Below are 16,290 nucleotides of genomic sequence, written 5' to 3'. Positions count from 1 at the left end.
TGATGGCTTAAAATGTATTCAGGTTAACAAGTAATCAGTGGGTTACATTCATCCGCTTTTAGCGCATTTACGCGTTGCACAGTGGCTAAAAATCGAGAGGCATCTTCATAGCCAATCACACGAATGGTTTTAATTTCTTGCCCAGAACGGTTGAAGAAAATAATGCCCGGCGGGCCAAACAAATTAAACCGTTGTAATAAAGCCAAGTCTTCTGGCGTGTTGGCTGTCACATCGGCTTGTAATAATACAGCATCTTTAAGTGCTGTTTGCACCGCAGGATCGCTAAACGTTAATAAATCCATTTCTTTACAAGCGGTACACCAATCAGCATAAAAATCGAGCATGACAATGTTGCCCTGCGCGTTATCGATGCGTGCATCCAGCTCTGCGGTATTCTTCACACGAATAAAGGGTAAATGTGACTCGGCTGGTTTATTGCTTGATAAGCTCAGACCAGCAAGCGGTTGTAAAGGTGATTTTGCGCCTGACACTGCGCCAATTAACATCGCGATGCCAAGAATTAACAGCATGATGCCAATCCCTTTCCAAAAACGCATCCAGGGATGTGATCTGCCAGTATTGCTGTCTAACGGTAAGCTATCCAATGCGTGTAAATAGATAGCAGGAATAATCAGTAAAGCTGACCATAACAGCATGGCTACACTGGTTGGAATAATGGGTGAAACGATAAAAATAGCAACAGCTAGCATGATGACACCAAACAAATTACGTACCGCTGTCATCCATACGCCCGCTTTGGGTAACACATGGCCAGCTGATGCACCAATGAGTAATAATGGCACACCCATACCAATGGATAGTGAAAATAACGCCACACCGCCTAATACAATATCGCGTGTTTGACTAATGTAAATTAACGCACCCGCTAATGGCGCGGCAACGCATGGGCTAACAATTAAGGCAGAAATAATACCCATTACAAATACGCCTAGAAATTGGCCGCCTTTGAGTTTATTTGACGTCTTCACCATGCGCTCTTCGATTGCGCTTGGCAAACGTAACTCATAAAAACCAAACATAGAAAAAGACAAAATAACAAAAATGAATGCAGTCGCTGTGAGCATCCATGCACTTTGTAATGCGTTACTGAGTAGTTGACCTGACAAGCCGGCGGCAATGCCGGCGATGGTATAACTGAGCGCAATACCTAATACGTAAGCCAGTGAAAGATTAAAGCTATGTAGCCGACTAGTTTCTTTTTTATGCGATTTTTTATCACCAACAATAATGCCCGATAAAATAGGAATCATCGGTAGTACGCAGGGGGTAAATGACAGCAGTAAACCAAAGCCGAAAAACCCTGCGGCGATTAACCATAGTTTGCCGCTTTTTAATAAGCTGGTGGCTTCATCTTCTTCGCTCACTGGCACGCTGGCAGTCTGGCTGCTGATGACCGCTTCAGATAAATCAATATTGAACGTTTTTAGCTGCGGCGCGTAGCAAAGTCCTTTCTCACTACAACCCTGAAAACGCGCTTGCATCACGACATTTTGCGCGGCCTTATTAATGTTAATTGTGGCAACAAAATCATGGTGATACACTTCCTGCCGTCCAAAATTAGGGTCGTCTTTAATATCGCCTGCTGGCAAATTGACCGTGCTAATGGTGCCTGAAGTTGCCTCTTTAATTTCAAATTGAATGCGGTCTTTATAAAGATAATAACCCGGCGTAACGGTAAATTTTGCTGTTAGCGTATGACTATCGTTGGCTGTCACATTCAGCTGAAAAGCTTCATCGGGATGCAAGAATTTTTCATCTGCATCATCAGTAAACAAACTAAAGCCGCTGCCACTTTCAGCATGGCTATTGCTAACAAAGCCGAGCTGGATCACTGCCAACAAAAGCATACTAAAAGAAACTACTAAAGCAGAAAAGCGTCTTAACATCGTTATCCTATTGAAAGTTGCGCACTCACCCATTGTAAATAAGCATGATAACCACCATGTACATTGAGTGCGATGATGCCAGGAAGTTCGTATGGGTGCATCTCTAAAATAAGGGCTTCCACTGCTTGATAGCAACGTTGATGTGTTTTAATCTCGAGTGGAAACTCAGTTTGTGTTTCTATTGTACCTTGCCATTCATAAACGGATTGACAGGCTGCACCAATATTGACACAGGCCGCTAGTTTAGCGGTAATCAGTGCATTTGCAATATGTTTAGCACAATCTAAATCTGGCACATGTACCAGCACCACTATGCTATTATTTTTTTTGCCTTTATTCTTGTCTACAATAGGCTGTTTTGAAATACGATGTTTAGACATTGTTTATTGTAATCAATCTTTTCATCTATTAAGGATCTGAATGCGTTTATTTATCTTACTCATTTTACTGTCTTTTCCCATAGCAGAGATTTATCTGCTACTTGAATTGGCTGACGAATATGGCTGGTGGCTACTATTATACTTAGTCGTCATTACCTACCTTGGCTTACAACTCATTAAAGGTGAAAGACAAATGATGTCTGCCAAAATGATGCAAAGTTTACAAACAGGCGGCAATCCTTTTAAAACGATTATGGGTAGCGCCCGCAATTTAGTAGCGGGGATTTTATTGGTTATCCCGGGCGTGATTACCGATATTATTGCCGTTATTCTCCTACTCATCCCCATTCAACAGTCTCGTATCGATAGCAATGCTGGCAGTTATCAATCGGGCGGTTCAGGAACAGACAATCATGGATTTGAAGGCCATTATCGAAAAACCAATACTCGCTCAGCCAATGATGACATTATTGAGGGCGAATACGAGGAAATAAAAGAACCTAAGCCCGATGCAACCATTATTTCTATCGACAAAGAGACGGACAAATAAGCGAACAAATTTAGGAACTCAATATGGCAAAAGTCACTATACAATCCAGCGGCCATGTGTTTGAAGTCAAGCCAAGCCAAACCGTGTTAGAAGCCGCCATTGAAAGCGGCATTAATTTACCCTATGGCTGCCGCACAGGCGCTTGCGGCTCTTGCAAAGGTCAATTAATTTCAGGCAAAGTCATGCACGATGACTATCAAGGCAGCGCCATGACCGAGGCAGAGCTAGCACAAGGCAACGCATTATTTTGTTGCGCAAGACCATTAGAAGACTTAGTGATAAACGTACGCGAATCGATGCAAGCAAGCATAAAACCGCGCATCTTACCCGCTAGAGTCTCAAAAAAAGAATTACTAGCGCCTGATGTAATGGCGCTGCATTTGCAACTACCGAGCAGTGAGCGCTTACAATTTCAGCCAGGCCAATATATCGAATTTATTTTAAGAAATGGCAAACGCCGCGCGTTCTCTATTGCCAATGCACCGCACGCCGATTACGGATTAGAACTCCATTTACGTTTAGTGAAAGGTGGTGAATTTACTGAATATGTCTTTAATGAGCTAGCAGAAAAAGCCATCATGCGCATAGAAGCGCCATTTGGCAGCTTTCATCTTAGAGAAGAATCAAACAAACCCATTATTTTCGCCGCCACAGGCACAGGCTTCGCACCGATTAAAGCCATTATTGAACACATGCTTTACAACGACATTCAACGCCCGATGACCTTGTATTGGGGAGGTCGCCAACCAATTGATTTATATATGGATGATTTATGCAAACGCTGGCAACAACATGTGCCCACGTTCACCTACGTCCCAGTCCTTTCAAAACCACCTATTGATTGGGCGGGTAGAACAGGTTACGTGCAACAAGCGATTACAGAGGATATCCCCAATTTAAGTGGTTATGAGGTGTATGTATGTGGTTTGCCAAATATGGTAGACGATGCACAGAAACAGTTTGCAGTGCATGGATTGGAAGAAGAAGCGTTTTTTAGTGATGCGTTTACCTTTGCGCCTAAGTGATAGGCTAGTGATGCCTATTTAGTTATGCGTATGATTTAAGTTAAGGGGAAATAATGACAACAGCAATTTTGTCCTTCTTGGGAGTAGTTATTGGCGCCTCTCTTCAATACATATTTACTCGGCATATTGAAACTCAGCGTTATCAAAGGAACCTACGGTCAACAGCTTACATGGACTATCTCAAGTGCGTCTGCGAGCAGGCTCAGTTTCGCTTATTAGAAAACACAAGGGAAAAACAAGAGCTATTTGCACTTACTGGCGACACCAAGGCTAGAATATGCCTATATGGTTCAAAAGAAGCAATTTAGGCTTTCTCCAAATTCGAAGAATTAGGTGCAACTATGAATACAGTAGAGCAACGTACTTCATGAACTGACATGGTTTCAATAATGAGAGCGGATTCTGGAAGTGAGCTAGGTGTTAAAACAAAAGATATGCAAAATGTTCTTTTAGGGCCTGAGAAAAAAGCCAAATAGGTCGCAATAACTGCAAAGCATTGCGCCGTATGAAGCTTCTTTGTGGTAATAACCAAGTCGGGGGTAGCCCGACAGCTAGTCACTTTCTTTTGCTTGTGCCAAAGAAAGTAACCATACCCGCACGGGGCATCCCCAATCTCGCTAAATGCTAAAGCATTAAGTCGGTTGAGGCGGGTTCCTTGCGTTGCTCAACAAAATAAGCGGCTGTACCCGTAGAGGGCTTCACCAACTTCGCTAGCTGCTAAAGCAGCAAGTCAGTTGAGACGGAACTCGCCCTAACAAGCCACACAAACCGTGACTTGTCGCGGTGCTCAAACAGGTCCTCGCCTTCATCTTATTTTGTCTGCGCTACTCAGCTTGATAAAGGGGAGGCAAGTCAAACCCAACTTAGAAAGTTGTCATTCAGTGATGCAATGATGAATCTTCGATTGGGTTTACGCCCCTTGCGGTCGTGGTGACGGGGTAGCCTTTTCTTTCCCCTGTTTCTTTTGGCTAAGCAAAAGAAATAGGGTCGCCGTCGCGCGAAATGGTTTAAGCAGGTATTTTGCAGAGCAAAAACTCGCAAAAGCGACTTGTCACAGATAATCACTTTCCTAAGAAGCATCACCAAACGTAAAAAAGCCCTCAAACGAGGGCTTTTTAGTCGATAAAACTAATTAGTTATTTACTCAATACCCAGCAATTCAACCTCAAACACCAATGTCGCATTTGGGCCAATCGCTTGACCAGAACCATTAGGTCCGTAAGCTAAGTTTGATGGAATGGTGAGTTCAAATTTATCGCCAACACTCATTAATTGTAGTGCCTCTGTCCAGCCAGCAATCACGCCACCAACTGGGAATACGGCGGGTTCACCGCGGTCGTATGAGCTATCAAATGGCGTGCCATCAATGAGTGTGCCTTTGTAATGTACTTTTACCGTATCGCTTTTTGTTGGCTTTTGGCCATTGCCACTCGCGAGGGATTTATATTGCAGGCCACTATTAGTGGTGATGACGCCGTCTTTTTTGCTATTTGCTTCTAAATAAGCAGCGCCTTCTGCAATATTGGCTGCATGCTTGGCTTGTTGTCGTTCTTCGCTTACTTTTTGAATTTCTTCAATCGCACTGCGCTTTTCTGCTTCTGATAAGCGTGGCTGATTGCCCGCAACCACATCGGCTACTGCCATTGCAAATGCATTGGTATCTAATTCGATGCCATCATTTTTTAATTGATGGGCCATGTTTTCACCAACAATATAACTTAATCGTTGATCCAAGGTTTCTAATTGTGCTTCTTTTGTCATTGGTCTTCTTTCTTTCTGGTCTCTAAACTAGAGATTGCGTTAAAACAGAATCATGTCTTTATTGATTTCAACCGGCTTTTGTTTGGATTGCGGTCCCAATTTTTGGTTTGGGTTCAGTCGCTGAGGATGGAATGAATCAACTAAACAGTATTTTACTTGCTATACGCTCAGGTTTCTAGTTTTGGCTTATCTGTTGATTAATGCAGCTAGCATCGCTTCATCGCCTGGTGCGCTCGCAATCTTGACATGCAATCCCATTTGCAATGGCTGTTCAGCCACTCTTGCATGATTAACATAGATAGTGATTTTTTTTAACCAATTCGCTTTGCCCGCCATGGCTAATAAGTAGCGCATGGCTTCTGAGCTGGTGACGACGACGGCCTGTAGTTTGCCGTCATCATACGCTTGCGCGAGTAATTGGCAGTTGGTTTGCGGATTAATGCGTCGGTAGCACTCGGCAAAAGAGACTTGCGCGCCACGCTCAGTTAGCGTGTTTGCCAATACATCGCGCCCGCCAATGCCACGAACAATCATGATTTTTTTGCTTTGCATGGTTTGCATTTGTGGCAAGGAGAGTAAAGACTCACTATCAAAGCGGCCTTGAGGTATAAGCACTTTATTAATACCAAACGCTTGTAGGCTTTGCGCTGTTGTTGGGCCAATGGCCGCAAATTGCAGATGGTGAGGAATGCCTTGTTTAATGAGCCTTGGCAAACTGTTTTGCACGGCGTTGCTACTGATAAATATTATCCAATCATAAGTATTAATATCAGCAATCACTTGTTCAAAGTGTGTGTAGTCATCTAATTCGGCAATCGCAATCAGTGGAAACGCAATCACATGGCCACCTGCCGTTTGGATGAGTTGAGTCAGCTTTTTAGCTTGGTCAATTGGGCGTGTTATGGCAACCCCGATATTAGCCAGTGCCAATTCTGGCGTTGCGCCCATTACTTAACGCCATCCAATTCAGCTAAGATTTTATCTGCCCCTAGACTGATTAATTTTGCAGCTAATGCCTTGCCAATTGGCTCTGCATCATTTGCATCACCTGTCATGGTTTCACGTAACATTTGTTTGCCATCAACGCTGGCAACAAAACCCGTGATGCTGATGGTGTTGCCTTGTTTGGTAGCAAACGCGCCTAATGGTACGGTACAACTGCCCGCTAATGTGCGGCTAAAACCGCGCTCGGCTGCAACACATTGCGCAGTATCAAGATGATTAAGTGGTGCAAGAACCTCTATCAAATCCGTTCGGTCCGATCGGATTTCTATGCCTAAAGCGCCTTGGCCCACAGCAGGAATGCTGTCTTCAGCTGAGATGAGACTGCGAATTCTATCGCCCAATTCAAGCCGTATTAAACCAGCCGCTGCCAATATAATCGCCGCGTATTGACCCTCATCTAATTTACGTAAACGTGTTTGCACATTGCCACGTAATGATTCGATTTTTAAATGCGGAAATCGTGCTTGAATTTGGCTTTGACGCCGTAAACTAGAGGTGCCAACAATACTGCCATTGGGCAAATCGGCTAGGCCATCATAATCATTTGACACAAACGCATCGTGCGGATTCTCTCGCTCGCCTGTTGCCACCAGCGCAAAACCTTCTGGCATATTCATGGGTACATCTTTCATACTGTGTACAGCTAAATCGGCACTGCCATCTAGCAAAGCATTTTCCAACTCTTTGATAAATAAACCTTTTCCGCCAATAGTAGCAAGCGGCTTATCTAAAATTTGATCGCCTGTTGTGGTCATGCCTACAATTTGCACATCACAAGTTGGGTATAAAGATTGTAATCTGGCTTGAATATGCTTGGCTTGCCACATGGCAAGCGCGCTTTCGCGCGAAGCAATGACTAATTTTGTTGGATCGGGTAAGCGTGTATTGTTCATAGACAGGATTTTAGCATAGGCGCAAGCGTATAAAGTGCTATAAGAAATAGTGATTTTTAGGGTAAGCTAATGGATTACTGAGTTGGTTAACCGCTATTGAAGCGGTGCTCAGGCTTAAATTTGGGAGATTTTTATGCAATATCAATTAGACGTTTTTCTTGCTTCATTAAATCAATTTTGGGTGCAGTTAGTTAATTTTGTGCCTAAATTGCTGGCAGTTATTGTGATTTTGTTTTTTGGTTGGATGATCGCAAAACTAGTTAGAACTGCAGTAAAGCACATATTAGAGCTGGTTAAGTTCGACAACTTTGCGCAAAAATCTGGGTTAGAAGCGTTTATGAACAGTGGTGATGTCAACGTCACACTCAGTGGCATTATTAGCCAAGTGGTGTATTGGTTAGTCATTATTATGTTTGTGATTACAGGCGCTAATATGCTGGGATTAAGCGAAGTTGCACAATTGCTACATGACTTGGCTGCTTATTTGCCGCGCATTATTTTAGCCATTTTAGTGATGATATTTGGTACCTTGTTAGCACGTTTTATCAATCGATTAGTGTTTGCTTGGTTGCACAGCATTAAGTTTGAACGCGCTTTAGTGGTCAGTACCACCGTTGAATATGGTATTCAAATTTTGGCACTATTTATTGCTTTAGAGCAATTAGGTATTGGGGTGCAACTAATTAACTCATTATTTGTGATTGTGTTTGGTGCAATATTCTTGGCCTTGGCTTTAGCGTTTGGTTTGGGTGGTAGAGACCGCGCTGCTAAAGTAATAGAAGAATTAAGTAACAAAAACAAAAAATAAATGCCAGCGTCGTGTGACAGCAGTATTTAAGGCTTGCGGATTAAATGCTGTTGTCGACGACTGACCTTAATGGTTTCAGTGACGCCTTTTAAAATGGCATGCCATTGCAAACGATGGCTGTCATCCTTACGTTTTTCATAGCCACTGATATGGCGTTGTGTGACTAAACAATTGCGGTGTAAGCGAATAAATACCTCACCAAACTCTGCTTCTAATAGGTATGCTTTTTGTTGTGTGCGTAGCGTAATATATTTAAGTTCAGCACGGCAATAAATAATGTCTTCAATCGGAATTAAGACAATACTGCCTCTTTCATGAATGCTTAAATGACTGCGCGTTTTTTGCAATGGTTTAAGAGCTTGCAATGCAGGGGTTGATATGGCTTTTGCCTTTTCAATCGCTGCTTGTAAGCGCTCTAGCCGAATCGGTTTAAGCAAATAATCAATGGCGTTTAAATCAAATGCTTTAATTGCATAAGCATCATAAGCAGTTGTAAAAATAATCTGTGGTCTGGGCATTAATTTTTGCATATGCTGTGCCGCCTCAAGCCCGTCCATCAGTGGCATTCTAATATCAAGTAGCAGCAAATCTGGTTGTTGCTGCGTGGCTAACTGTACCGCTTCTTTGCCATTCTTAGCTTCAGCAATCACCGCTACATCCGCAATTAATATGGTTAATGATGGCGGCATTATGGCGTTACATAAGGGATACGAATGGAGACAACATATTGACCATTCTTGATTTGATGAAGGATAGACGCTTCTTAATCAAAGTGCAGTGCTAGCCGCTCTTTAATATTATTTAAAGCCATTTTGTTACCCGTATGATGATTGCTGTTGGCACGGTATGGATTACTCATTTTGATGCGTAGTTCATTCGCTATGTATGTTATCACGACTGTAATCTCGCCGCCTTCTGCAATGGGTTCGATGCCATGATAAACCGCATTTTCGATCAACGGTTGTAAAATCAATGGCGGTACCAACGCATGTGCAGTGATATCATCGACTTGCCAGTTAACCCGCAAACGTTCTTACATACGCAAGTTTTCAATGTGTAAATATTGTTTGCAAAGCGCAATTTCTTTTTCTAGTGGCACTAAATCACGGTTTTCTGCCATTAAAACCCGAAATAAATCAGCCATATCTTCCAAAGCTGTTTCTGCGCGTTTGGGTTGGCTACGAATTAAAGACAGCACGGCATTAATACTATTAAACAAAAAGTGTGGACGAATACGCGCTTGCAAAGCTTGTAAACGGGCTTCTGTAATCGCAGGTGAATAGGCACGTTGCCGTAATTCAAAATAATAAAGCATGGCAGCCGCGGTTGCTATGCTAAGTATTGTTGTGCGATAAACGGCTGTATTGAATTCAAAAAAGAAGAATTGCGTAAACAGTGCAGAAATTAAAGCGGCAACTACCGTGACTACACCCAAAATAATAACAACACTTTGCCAATAACTGCGTTTTTTTAATAGGGGATAGAGCAGGTAAAGCACAAAAATGCTGAGTAACAGCACAGGTTGCACCACCGTTGAAAGCTCGGTGAGTATCGATACAAACGCATGTAATTGTGCGCTGATTAACACCGCAGCCAGCATAGTTAGCACATTCACACCCACTAAAATGCGTAGCAAAATGCCTAAATTTTGCAAATTGGGTAACTGTGTATTTTTACTCACCATTGCTCGCTTTTACTCATAGTGCGTTCTCAGTTAAAATGTCTATGAATCTTACCTGTAAGTGTATTATTATTAAACCATTTTTCAACAACCATAACCAACCATAAAGCTAGCTAAACTGTGTCAGAACATACTAAACAGACAACATCATCCCTCAATGCAAAATCACAAGCGTGGTCTGGGCGTTTTAACGAACCGGTGGCCGAGCTGGTGAAACGCTACACGGCTTCTGTTGATTTCGATAAACGCCTAGCCGAATTTGATATTCAAGGCTCAATTGCACATGCGCAAATGCTAGCGGCGCAGCAGATTATTTCAGCAGATGATTTAACAGCAATTGAAAAAGGTTTAGCTGAGATTAAACAAGATATTCAAGCGGGCAAGTTTGAATGGTTATTGGATCTTGAAGATGTCCATCTGAATATTGAAAAAGCATTAACTGATAAAATTGGTGATGCAGGTAAGCGCTTACACACCGGCCGCAGCAGAAATGACCAAGTAGCAACCGATATCAGACTTTATTTGCGCGCCGTGTGTGATGATGAAATTGTTGCCATTAAAAAGCTACAAATGAGTCTGCTAGATTTGGCCGAGCAACATGCAGATACCATCATGCCAGGCTTTACCCATTTGCAAGTAGCGCAACCTGTGACCTTTGGCCATCATTTGTTGGCCTATTATGAAATGCTCAACCGCGATGCATCGCGGTTTGCCGATTGCAGAAAACGCATGAATCAGCTGCCATTGGGTGCTGCGGCTTTGGCGGGCACTAGCTATCCAATTGACCGTGAAATGGTGGCAACATTATTAGGTTTTGAAGGTATTTGTCAAAACTCTTTAGATGCGGTTTCAGACCGTGATTTTGCTATTGAATTTACCGCTTGCAGTGCGCTAGTGATGACGCATTTATCACGTCTTTCTGAAGAGCTTATTTTATGGAGCTCGCCACGTTTCGCTTTTGTAGAAATTGCCGATCGCTTCTGCACGGGCTCTAGCATTATGCCGCAAAAGAAAAATCCAGATGTGCCTGAGCTGGTGCGCGGCAAAACAGGTCGTGTGAATGGACACTTGGTGGCGTTATTAACCCTGATGAAAGGTCAGCCACTGGCTTATAATAAAGACAATCAAGAAGATAAAGAGCCGCTGTTTGATACGGCAGATACGCTATTGGTCACCCTGGAAATTTATGCCGATATGATGCGCGGCATTACTGTTCATAAAGACAATATGCGCCAAGCTGCTTTTGAAGGTTATGCCACGGCAACTGATTTGGCCGATTACTTGGTTAAAAAAGGCATGCCATTTAGAGACGCACATGAAGTAGTGGCGTTGGCAGTGAAACAAGCCATGCAAAAACGTTGCGATTTATCTGAGCTCAGTTTGAGCGAACTACAAATATTTAGCCCAACCATCACAGAAGATGTCTTTTCTGTATTAACATTAGAAGGTTCGGTTGCTAGTCGCAATCATGTTGGTGGCACATCGCCACAACAAGTATTGCAAGCGATTGTAAAGGCTAAAAAAACGATTCATTCTTAAAGGCGCATAATATGCTGATAAAAACAATTCAATTGCCATTATTATTGATAATACTTATCTGCTTTAGTTTGAGTATCACGCAAACTAAAGTAGCCAATGCCCAAGAAACCATGCAATGGGAAATGCAGCCGAATGAAAGTTTAATCGAGCTAGCAGCCATGTTTTATCCCAAAAGCGCTGCTATGCAACGTGTGTTTATCGCCAAAACCCAGCAACTCAATCAAGAGACGCAAATGTATGCCGATGCCAATGCACGTTATCCAACCTCAACCCAAATTGTGATTCCAACTCTTAAATCACTCTCAGTAAGGGGCACTGGCGTCAAAAAAAGTAAGCGTTCAAGTAAAATGAGTAAACAGCTTATTTTGGATGAGCAAGAGTTAACAGGGAAAAAACAAGCCTTAGACTCAGCAATTGCAGAAAAAAATGCACACCTTAAAGTTCTAGAAGATAAAGTGAATCAATTAAAACAACAATTAGATACACTCAGTCAAATTACAATTAATAATCAATCCGCTGGTGGCGCACCACAAAGCTAATCTCTCGCGTTAGTTGCTACTCTAAAAAAATCGCCAGCAAATCATTTAAAAAGCGTTGCCCCAATAATGTTGGTTTAATCTGTTGCGCGTCTCGCGTAATCAAGCCTTTTTCCTCAGCTAGTTTCAAGCGTTTGGCAATGGTGATTAAAGGCAATCCTGTCCGCTCCTGAAACAAATCGGCATCAAAACCTTCCGTTAATCGCAAGGCATTCATCATAAATTCAAAGCCAAGATCTGCTTGAGCAATAAGCAAGGTGCTATCAACCGCATTGCCCGCTTCCGCGTTTTCCATAAAGGCTTTGGGGTGTTTATGCCGTGTCTCGCGCGTGATTTTATCGTGATAACTCAGCTTGCTATGCGCCCCAGCACCAATGCCCAAATAATCGCCAAACGACCAATAATTTAAGTTATGCCGCGCTTGCGATTTTGGCAGACAAAAAGCAGACGTTTCATAATGCACATAACCATTTTCCGCCAAGAGATGCTCTATTTCCTCTTGCATCTGCGCACTTACATCATCATTCGGCAAACTCGGCGGCGTGCGATAAAAAGGTGTATTCGGTTCTAACGTTAAATGATAAAACGACAAATGATCAGGCTTTAGCGCAACCGCCTGTTGCGCATCTTGCAAAGCATGCGCCAACGATTGTTTTGGCAAACCATACATTACATCCAAATTCACACGGTCAAAAGTGGCTAAAGCCAGCTCTGCCGCCGCAATCGCCTGTTTGTCATCATGAATTCTGCCCAATGCTTGTAAATAATCTGCATTAAAGCTTTGTATGCCCAAAGAAACCCGATTCACCCCAGCCGCTTTATACCCCGCAAAATGCGCCGTATCCACCGTGCCAGGATTCGCCTCTAAAGTCACCTCCGCCGCATACTCTAAAGGCGTCAACATATTCACCGCGCTCAGTATTTCTGCAATAGAATCAGGGCTAAACAAACTCGGCGTGCCACCACCAAAAAACACACTCCGAATTTTGCGCCCATATACCCGCGGTACAGACTGCTCCAAATCCGCAATCAACGCTGCTACATATCGTTGTTCAGGAATCTCCGCCCGACTCTCATGCGAATTAAAATCGCAATAAGGACACTTTTTCACACACCAAGGAATGTGAATATAAAGCGATAAAGGCGGTGAGTTTTTTAGGCCGGATTTGGTATGGCTGCCAGTGGTAGGGGCATGTTGGTTAATTGTGTTGAAATCAGCGACTGGGATAATGGGGATCATGGGGGTATTATAGCTTTCTAAGCAGCATAAATTAGTGATAAAAGAGTTGAATGAAATTTGAGCGTCAGTTTATATTCTAGTAAATTGAGGATTCAATCTAGTATTTAAGGAAAAATAAAAAATGGAAATAACAATAAACCTTTAAAATCATAAGCTTACAGAAATCTACCAGCATAAAAATCCCATTAAGCTGGAAACCGTCCAAATAATAATGTTATGCGGGACACCATCCTGTATAACAGACTGTTAGTAGACAAAAATGTCTGATAACTATTATAAATATAAGGCTATCTCCCTCACCTCAGAAGGTAAGCTGGATAAGCGTTCGGTCAATCAGGTCCTAGAGCCAATAGCTGAAAGTTATTTGTATTTGCCGACCCGTGAAAAATTGAACGATCCAAACGAAGGGATATTTCAAAATCAGATACAAGCAGGTATCACAGCATTTCTTCAGGGCTTGGTTGGTATTGGAGAGCGAACTGAATTAACCAAGTCACTTTATGACTTGGCGCGCCAAATAAGTCAGTCAACGGACAATAGCGGTGTGTTTTCGCTATCGAGTAACGTTACTGATGAATTGATGTGGGCGCACTACGCTGCAAGTCATTGTGGCATTGCAATTGAGTACAACCTTGCTCAATTAACACGGTTTTGCTCAAAGCAGCACCTCCACTGCTTTGGAGTGGATTATGTAGATAAGCCTCCTAGCCTTGATATGCAACATTTGCAAGGCAATGCTGAAAAAGCCGTTCGAGCAATGCTCGGGCATAAATCTCCGAGGTGGAGCTATGAAGAAGAATTTCGTATTCTTTTGGAGAATATTCACGGCCCAATCCCTCACGATTATCGTGCGGTAAGAAGTATAACTTTCGGGTTAAAGGTGCCTGAAGAAGTTCGAAAACAATTCTACGAAGCCACAAAACATAAGGTTCCGAAGTATTACGAGATTGTCAAAGTACCAGAAACATATCTGCTAGAAAGAAGGCCTCTAGAGGAACTTTCTGGTAAGAGCCCAACAGGCGAAAAGGCTAGAGTGGAATGGGCGGAGTATTTCACCACATTAAATGAAAATGTTAAGAAACACATGGTTGAAATTGCACAGCGGGAAATCGAGAATGATCCCCATTTCGAAGAGTTGATTCAAGCTGAGAAATCAACCATAGACCCATCCAAGGCCGTCCTGCAGTACGAAGCAAAGCATCACCTTGGCCTTGAGCATTGGTCAAAGTACACGAAGCACTATTATGCTCTATAGTTCACGTAGATACCGTTAGCCCCGTCAACTAATTAATCCGTTAATTTGCATGTAATTCAGGTTTAAATGGTGTTTGAGATTTCAACACAGCTTGAGCAATCGTAATAATTTTACGCATTAGCGCAATGATGATTTCTTTTGGCGCTTTGCCATTCGCTTTTAGCCTTTCAACAAACCCCACAAACGCTTTCTTACGCCCATAAGTGGCTAATGCCGGCATAAAAAGCACTTTTCGCAAATCAGCATGGCCTACCTTTGAAATGCGCGACCTTCCTTTGACGCTAGACCCAGACTGCCAAGGCCTAGGGTTTAAACCAGCAAAGGCAGCCGCTTGTTTGCCACGGCCAAAACGTTCGCCCGTGCCAAGATATGCCAATAGCCACGGCGCTGTTTTATCACCCACACCTGGGATGGAGTCTAGTAAGGTTTGGTTTTGTTTTAAGGTTGGGTCTTGGTCAATATGCTGCTCTATCTTTTTAGTGAGTTGTTTGATTTGCAACGCGAGGAAGTCAGCTGTTGCTGCAATACTTTCATTGACTGAGCCTGTGCTGGTTTTTAAACGATTACACTCAGCCTGATGGCTGTCCTTCAAATGCTCCAATTGCCGCATCAATTGCAACAGTTCTCGCTGGTTGACTGGCAATGGCTCCCAAACCTCAGGTTGCTCTCTATCACAAAAGCGCGCAATTAAACGCGCATCTTGTAAATCAGTCTTGCCACGTTGCAACATGCTTTTACCATAGGCTGATATTTGGGCTGGATTCACGACACTGACCTTGTGACCGTTATCGGCTAGGTAAGTAGCAAGTGCTTCCCAATAAACACCTGTGGCTTCCATACAGGCATGTACATGCATCACTTTTTGCTTCTTTAACCACTCAGCCAATGCATTACATCCTACTGGGTTATTTTCAAATACTTTGCTTTTGAATTTAGTCTTAACCATCAACGCAACATCAAACTTATGTTTCGCGATGTCTATACCTAAGATGTGTGTTTCTTTAATGATAGTGTCCATGATTGATCTACCTTGTAAATGCGGGCTACATTGTAAAATGTGCCTAGGATACCGTTCGAGCTTAGATGGATAAAACTGATGAAATGGGCTTTATCTACGCGACGGGCTTGAAAACCCAAGGGCGCACACAACTCCATCTCATCAGGTGTAACATAATTAAATATTACACCTAGTTATAATACAAGGGCGTACCCGCTTGCGGTACGCCGCATGAAATATATGCTAAGCACCAACCAAGTCGATTTTGCGAGCTTTTGCTCTGCAAAATGCCTGCTTAAACCATTTCGCGTGACGGCGACCCTATTTCTTTTGCTTGTCCAAAAGAAATAGGGGAAAGAAAAAGACACCCTGCTATCAAGCCCTACGGGTACCTTGCGTTGCTCAACAAAATAAGCGGCTGCGGAACTCGCCCTAACAGACTACACAAAACGTAGTCTGTCGCGGTGCTCAAACAAGTCCTTGCCTTCATCTTATTTTGTCTGCGCTACTCAGCTTGATAAAGGGACAGTAAAACAACCCAACGAGGATGGAATTTACATTTCCGTCATTCCCATGCAAATGGGAATCCATTTGAGTTTAAAGATTTAATTTGGATTCCCGCCTTCGCGGGAATGACGGTGTTTAATGTTTGTTCAGTGATGCAATCGTCCAAATACAGGAGGTGTTGCGCCCCCTTTAGCCATGCCGAGCAA

Annotated in this window: 15 protein-coding genes and 1 pseudogene; 7 read left to right on the top strand and 9 right to left on the bottom strand. The window is 42.9% G+C overall.

Features of this window, described 5'->3' with window-relative positions; genetic code table 11:
* Positions 1-23: 23 nt before the first annotated feature.
* The gene (gene dsbD, locus KFB94_05105) at positions 24-1,907 is read right to left on the bottom strand and encodes a protein-disulfide reductase DsbD (GenBank protein ID QVL46466.1); all 1,884 of its coding nucleotides are present in this window, start codon (positions 1,905-1,907) and stop codon (positions 24-26) included.
* 2 nt (positions 1,908-1,909) lie between these two features.
* Positions 1,910-2,287, bottom strand: a complete 378-nt coding sequence (locus KFB94_05100; protein ID QVL46465.1) for a divalent-cation tolerance protein CutA — start codon at positions 2,285-2,287, stop codon at positions 1,910-1,912.
* Between the two features lie 40 nt (positions 2,288-2,327).
* Between KFB94_05100 and KFB94_05095 the strand changes: the two genes are divergently transcribed.
* The 3 genes from KFB94_05095 to KFB94_05085 are packed head-to-tail and all read left to right on the top strand — an operon-like array spanning position 2,328 to position 4,170.
* Complete coding sequence (locus KFB94_05095; protein QVL46464.1) at positions 2,328-2,837, top strand: FxsA family protein; 510 nt, start codon at positions 2,328-2,330, stop codon at positions 2,835-2,837.
* Between the two features lie 23 nt (positions 2,838-2,860).
* A complete protein-coding gene (locus KFB94_05090) occupies positions 2,861-3,862 on the top strand; it encodes a CDP-6-deoxy-delta-3,4-glucoseen reductase (GenBank protein QVL46463.1) in 1,002 nt (333 codons plus the stop codon).
* 53 nt (positions 3,863-3,915) lie between these two features.
* Entirely contained in the window at positions 3,916-4,170 is a 255-nt protein-coding gene (locus KFB94_05085) for a hypothetical protein (protein ID QVL46462.1), read from the top strand.
* 832 nt (positions 4,171-5,002) lie between these two features.
* On the opposite strand, the gene KFB94_05080 is transcribed toward KFB94_05085, so the two are convergent.
* The 3 genes from KFB94_05080 to hemC all read right to left on the bottom strand — a co-directional run bounded on the left by KFB94_05080 (position 5,003) and on the right by hemC (position 7,521).
* On the bottom strand, positions 5,003-5,623 hold the full coding sequence (locus KFB94_05080) for an FKBP-type peptidyl-prolyl cis-trans isomerase (protein QVL46461.1): 621 nt from the start codon (positions 5,621-5,623) through the stop codon (positions 5,003-5,005).
* 186 nt (positions 5,624-5,809) lie between these two features.
* Positions 5,810-6,571 carry a uroporphyrinogen-III synthase gene (locus KFB94_05075; GenBank protein QVL46460.1) on the bottom strand — a complete coding sequence of 254 codons (762 nt, stop codon included), beginning with the start codon at positions 6,569-6,571 and terminating at the stop codon, positions 5,810-5,812.
* Complete coding sequence (hemC, locus tag KFB94_05070) at positions 6,571-7,521, bottom strand: hydroxymethylbilane synthase (protein QVL46459.1); 951 nt, start codon at positions 7,519-7,521, stop codon at positions 6,571-6,573. The genes KFB94_05075 and hemC overlap by 1 nt, the downstream gene beginning before the upstream one ends.
* 133 nt (positions 7,522-7,654) lie before the next feature.
* On the opposite strand from hemC, the gene KFB94_05065 reads away from it, so the two are divergent.
* Complete coding sequence (locus tag KFB94_05065; GenBank protein ID QVL46458.1) at positions 7,655-8,329, top strand: hypothetical protein; 675 nt, start codon at positions 7,655-7,657, stop codon at positions 8,327-8,329.
* Positions 8,330-8,355: 26 nt separating this feature from the next.
* Here the strand turns inward: KFB94_05065 and KFB94_05060 are convergent, their stop codons facing one another.
* Positions 8,356-9,018, bottom strand: a complete 663-nt coding sequence (locus KFB94_05060; protein QVL46457.1) for a response regulator transcription factor — start codon at positions 9,016-9,018, stop codon at positions 8,356-8,358.
* Positions 9,018-10,010: pseudogene (locus KFB94_05055) on the bottom strand (histidine kinase). The gene KFB94_05060 and the pseudogene KFB94_05055 overlap by 1 nt, the downstream one beginning before the upstream one ends.
* A gap of 120 nt (positions 10,011-10,130) precedes the next feature.
* Here KFB94_05055 and argH point away from each other — a divergent pair.
* Together argH and KFB94_05045 are read left to right on the top strand one after the other, a co-directional pair.
* Positions 10,131-11,549, top strand: a complete 1,419-nt coding sequence (gene argH / locus KFB94_05050) for an argininosuccinate lyase (protein ID QVL46456.1) — start codon at positions 10,131-10,133, stop codon at positions 11,547-11,549.
* Between the two features lie 11 nt (positions 11,550-11,560).
* Complete coding sequence (locus tag KFB94_05045) at positions 11,561-12,088, top strand: hypothetical protein (GenBank protein ID QVL46455.1); 528 nt, start codon at positions 11,561-11,563, stop codon at positions 12,086-12,088.
* Between the two features lie 16 nt (positions 12,089-12,104).
* On the opposite strand, the gene KFB94_05040 is transcribed toward KFB94_05045, so the two are convergent.
* The gene (locus KFB94_05040) at positions 12,105-13,325 is read right to left on the bottom strand and encodes an oxygen-independent coproporphyrinogen III oxidase-like protein (protein ID QVL46454.1); all 1,221 of its coding nucleotides are present in this window, start codon (positions 13,323-13,325) and stop codon (positions 12,105-12,107) included.
* Between the two features lie 259 nt (positions 13,326-13,584).
* Between KFB94_05040 and KFB94_05035 the strand changes: the two genes are divergently transcribed.
* Positions 13,585-14,580, top strand: a complete 996-nt coding sequence (locus tag KFB94_05035) for a DUF2971 domain-containing protein (protein ID QVL46453.1) — start codon at positions 13,585-13,587, stop codon at positions 14,578-14,580.
* A gap of 40 nt (positions 14,581-14,620) precedes the next feature.
* Here KFB94_05035 and KFB94_05030 read toward each other — a convergent pair whose 3' ends face one another.
* Positions 14,621-15,598 (bottom strand): IS110 family transposase, encoded by a 978-nt coding sequence (locus KFB94_05030; GenBank protein QVL46452.1) that lies wholly within the window; start codon positions 15,596-15,598, stop codon positions 14,621-14,623.
* Positions 15,599-16,290 lie beyond the last annotated feature (692 nt).

It is taken from the genome of Methylophilaceae bacterium, assembly GCA_018398995.1.
In the GTDB taxonomy this organism is placed as follows: domain Bacteria; phylum Pseudomonadota; class Gammaproteobacteria; order Burkholderiales; family Methylophilaceae.
The sequence above is the reverse complement of the archived record's forward strand: the minus strand, read 5'-3'. Positions and strand labels throughout refer to the sequence as shown.

Bases quoted from the DNA above. Each gene is read 5' to 3' on its own strand.
- KFB94_05075 (QVL46460.1), bottom strand. From the start codon at position 6,571: ATGGGCGCAACGCCAGAATTGGCACTGGCTAATATCGGGGTTGCCATA.
- dsbD (QVL46466.1), bottom strand. From the start codon at position 1,907: ATGTTAAGACGCTTTTCTGCTTTAGTAGTTTCTTTTAGTATGCTTTTG.
- hemC (QVL46459.1), bottom strand. From the start codon at position 7,521: ATGAACAATACACGCTTACCCGATCCAACAAAATTAGTCATTGCTTCG.
- KFB94_05100 (QVL46465.1), bottom strand. From the start codon at position 2,287: ATGTCTAAACATCGTATTTCAAAACAGCCTATTGTAGACAAGAATAAA.
- KFB94_05085 (QVL46462.1), top strand. From the start codon at position 3,916: ATGACAACAGCAATTTTGTCCTTCTTGGGAGTAGTTATTGGCGCCTCT.
- KFB94_05090 (QVL46463.1), top strand. From the start codon at position 2,861: ATGGCAAAAGTCACTATACAATCCAGCGGCCATGTGTTTGAAGTCAAG.
- KFB94_05080 (QVL46461.1), bottom strand. From the start codon at position 5,623: ATGACAAAAGAAGCACAATTAGAAACCTTGGATCAACGATTAAGTTAT.
- KFB94_05095 (QVL46464.1), top strand. From the start codon at position 2,328: ATGCGTTTATTTATCTTACTCATTTTACTGTCTTTTCCCATAGCAGAG.
- KFB94_05060 (QVL46457.1), bottom strand. From the start codon at position 9,018: ATGCCGCCATCATTAACCATATTAATTGCGGATGTAGCGGTGATTGCT.
- KFB94_05030 (QVL46452.1), bottom strand. From the start codon at position 15,598: ATGGACACTATCATTAAAGAAACACACATCTTAGGTATAGACATCGCG.
- KFB94_05035 (QVL46453.1), top strand. From the start codon at position 13,585: ATGTCTGATAACTATTATAAATATAAGGCTATCTCCCTCACCTCAGAA.
- KFB94_05065 (QVL46458.1), top strand. From the start codon at position 7,655: ATGCAATATCAATTAGACGTTTTTCTTGCTTCATTAAATCAATTTTGG.
- KFB94_05040 (QVL46454.1), bottom strand. From the start codon at position 13,325: ATGATCCCCATTATCCCAGTCGCTGATTTCAACACAATTAACCAACAT.
- KFB94_05045 (QVL46455.1), top strand. From the start codon at position 11,561: ATGCTGATAAAAACAATTCAATTGCCATTATTATTGATAATACTTATC.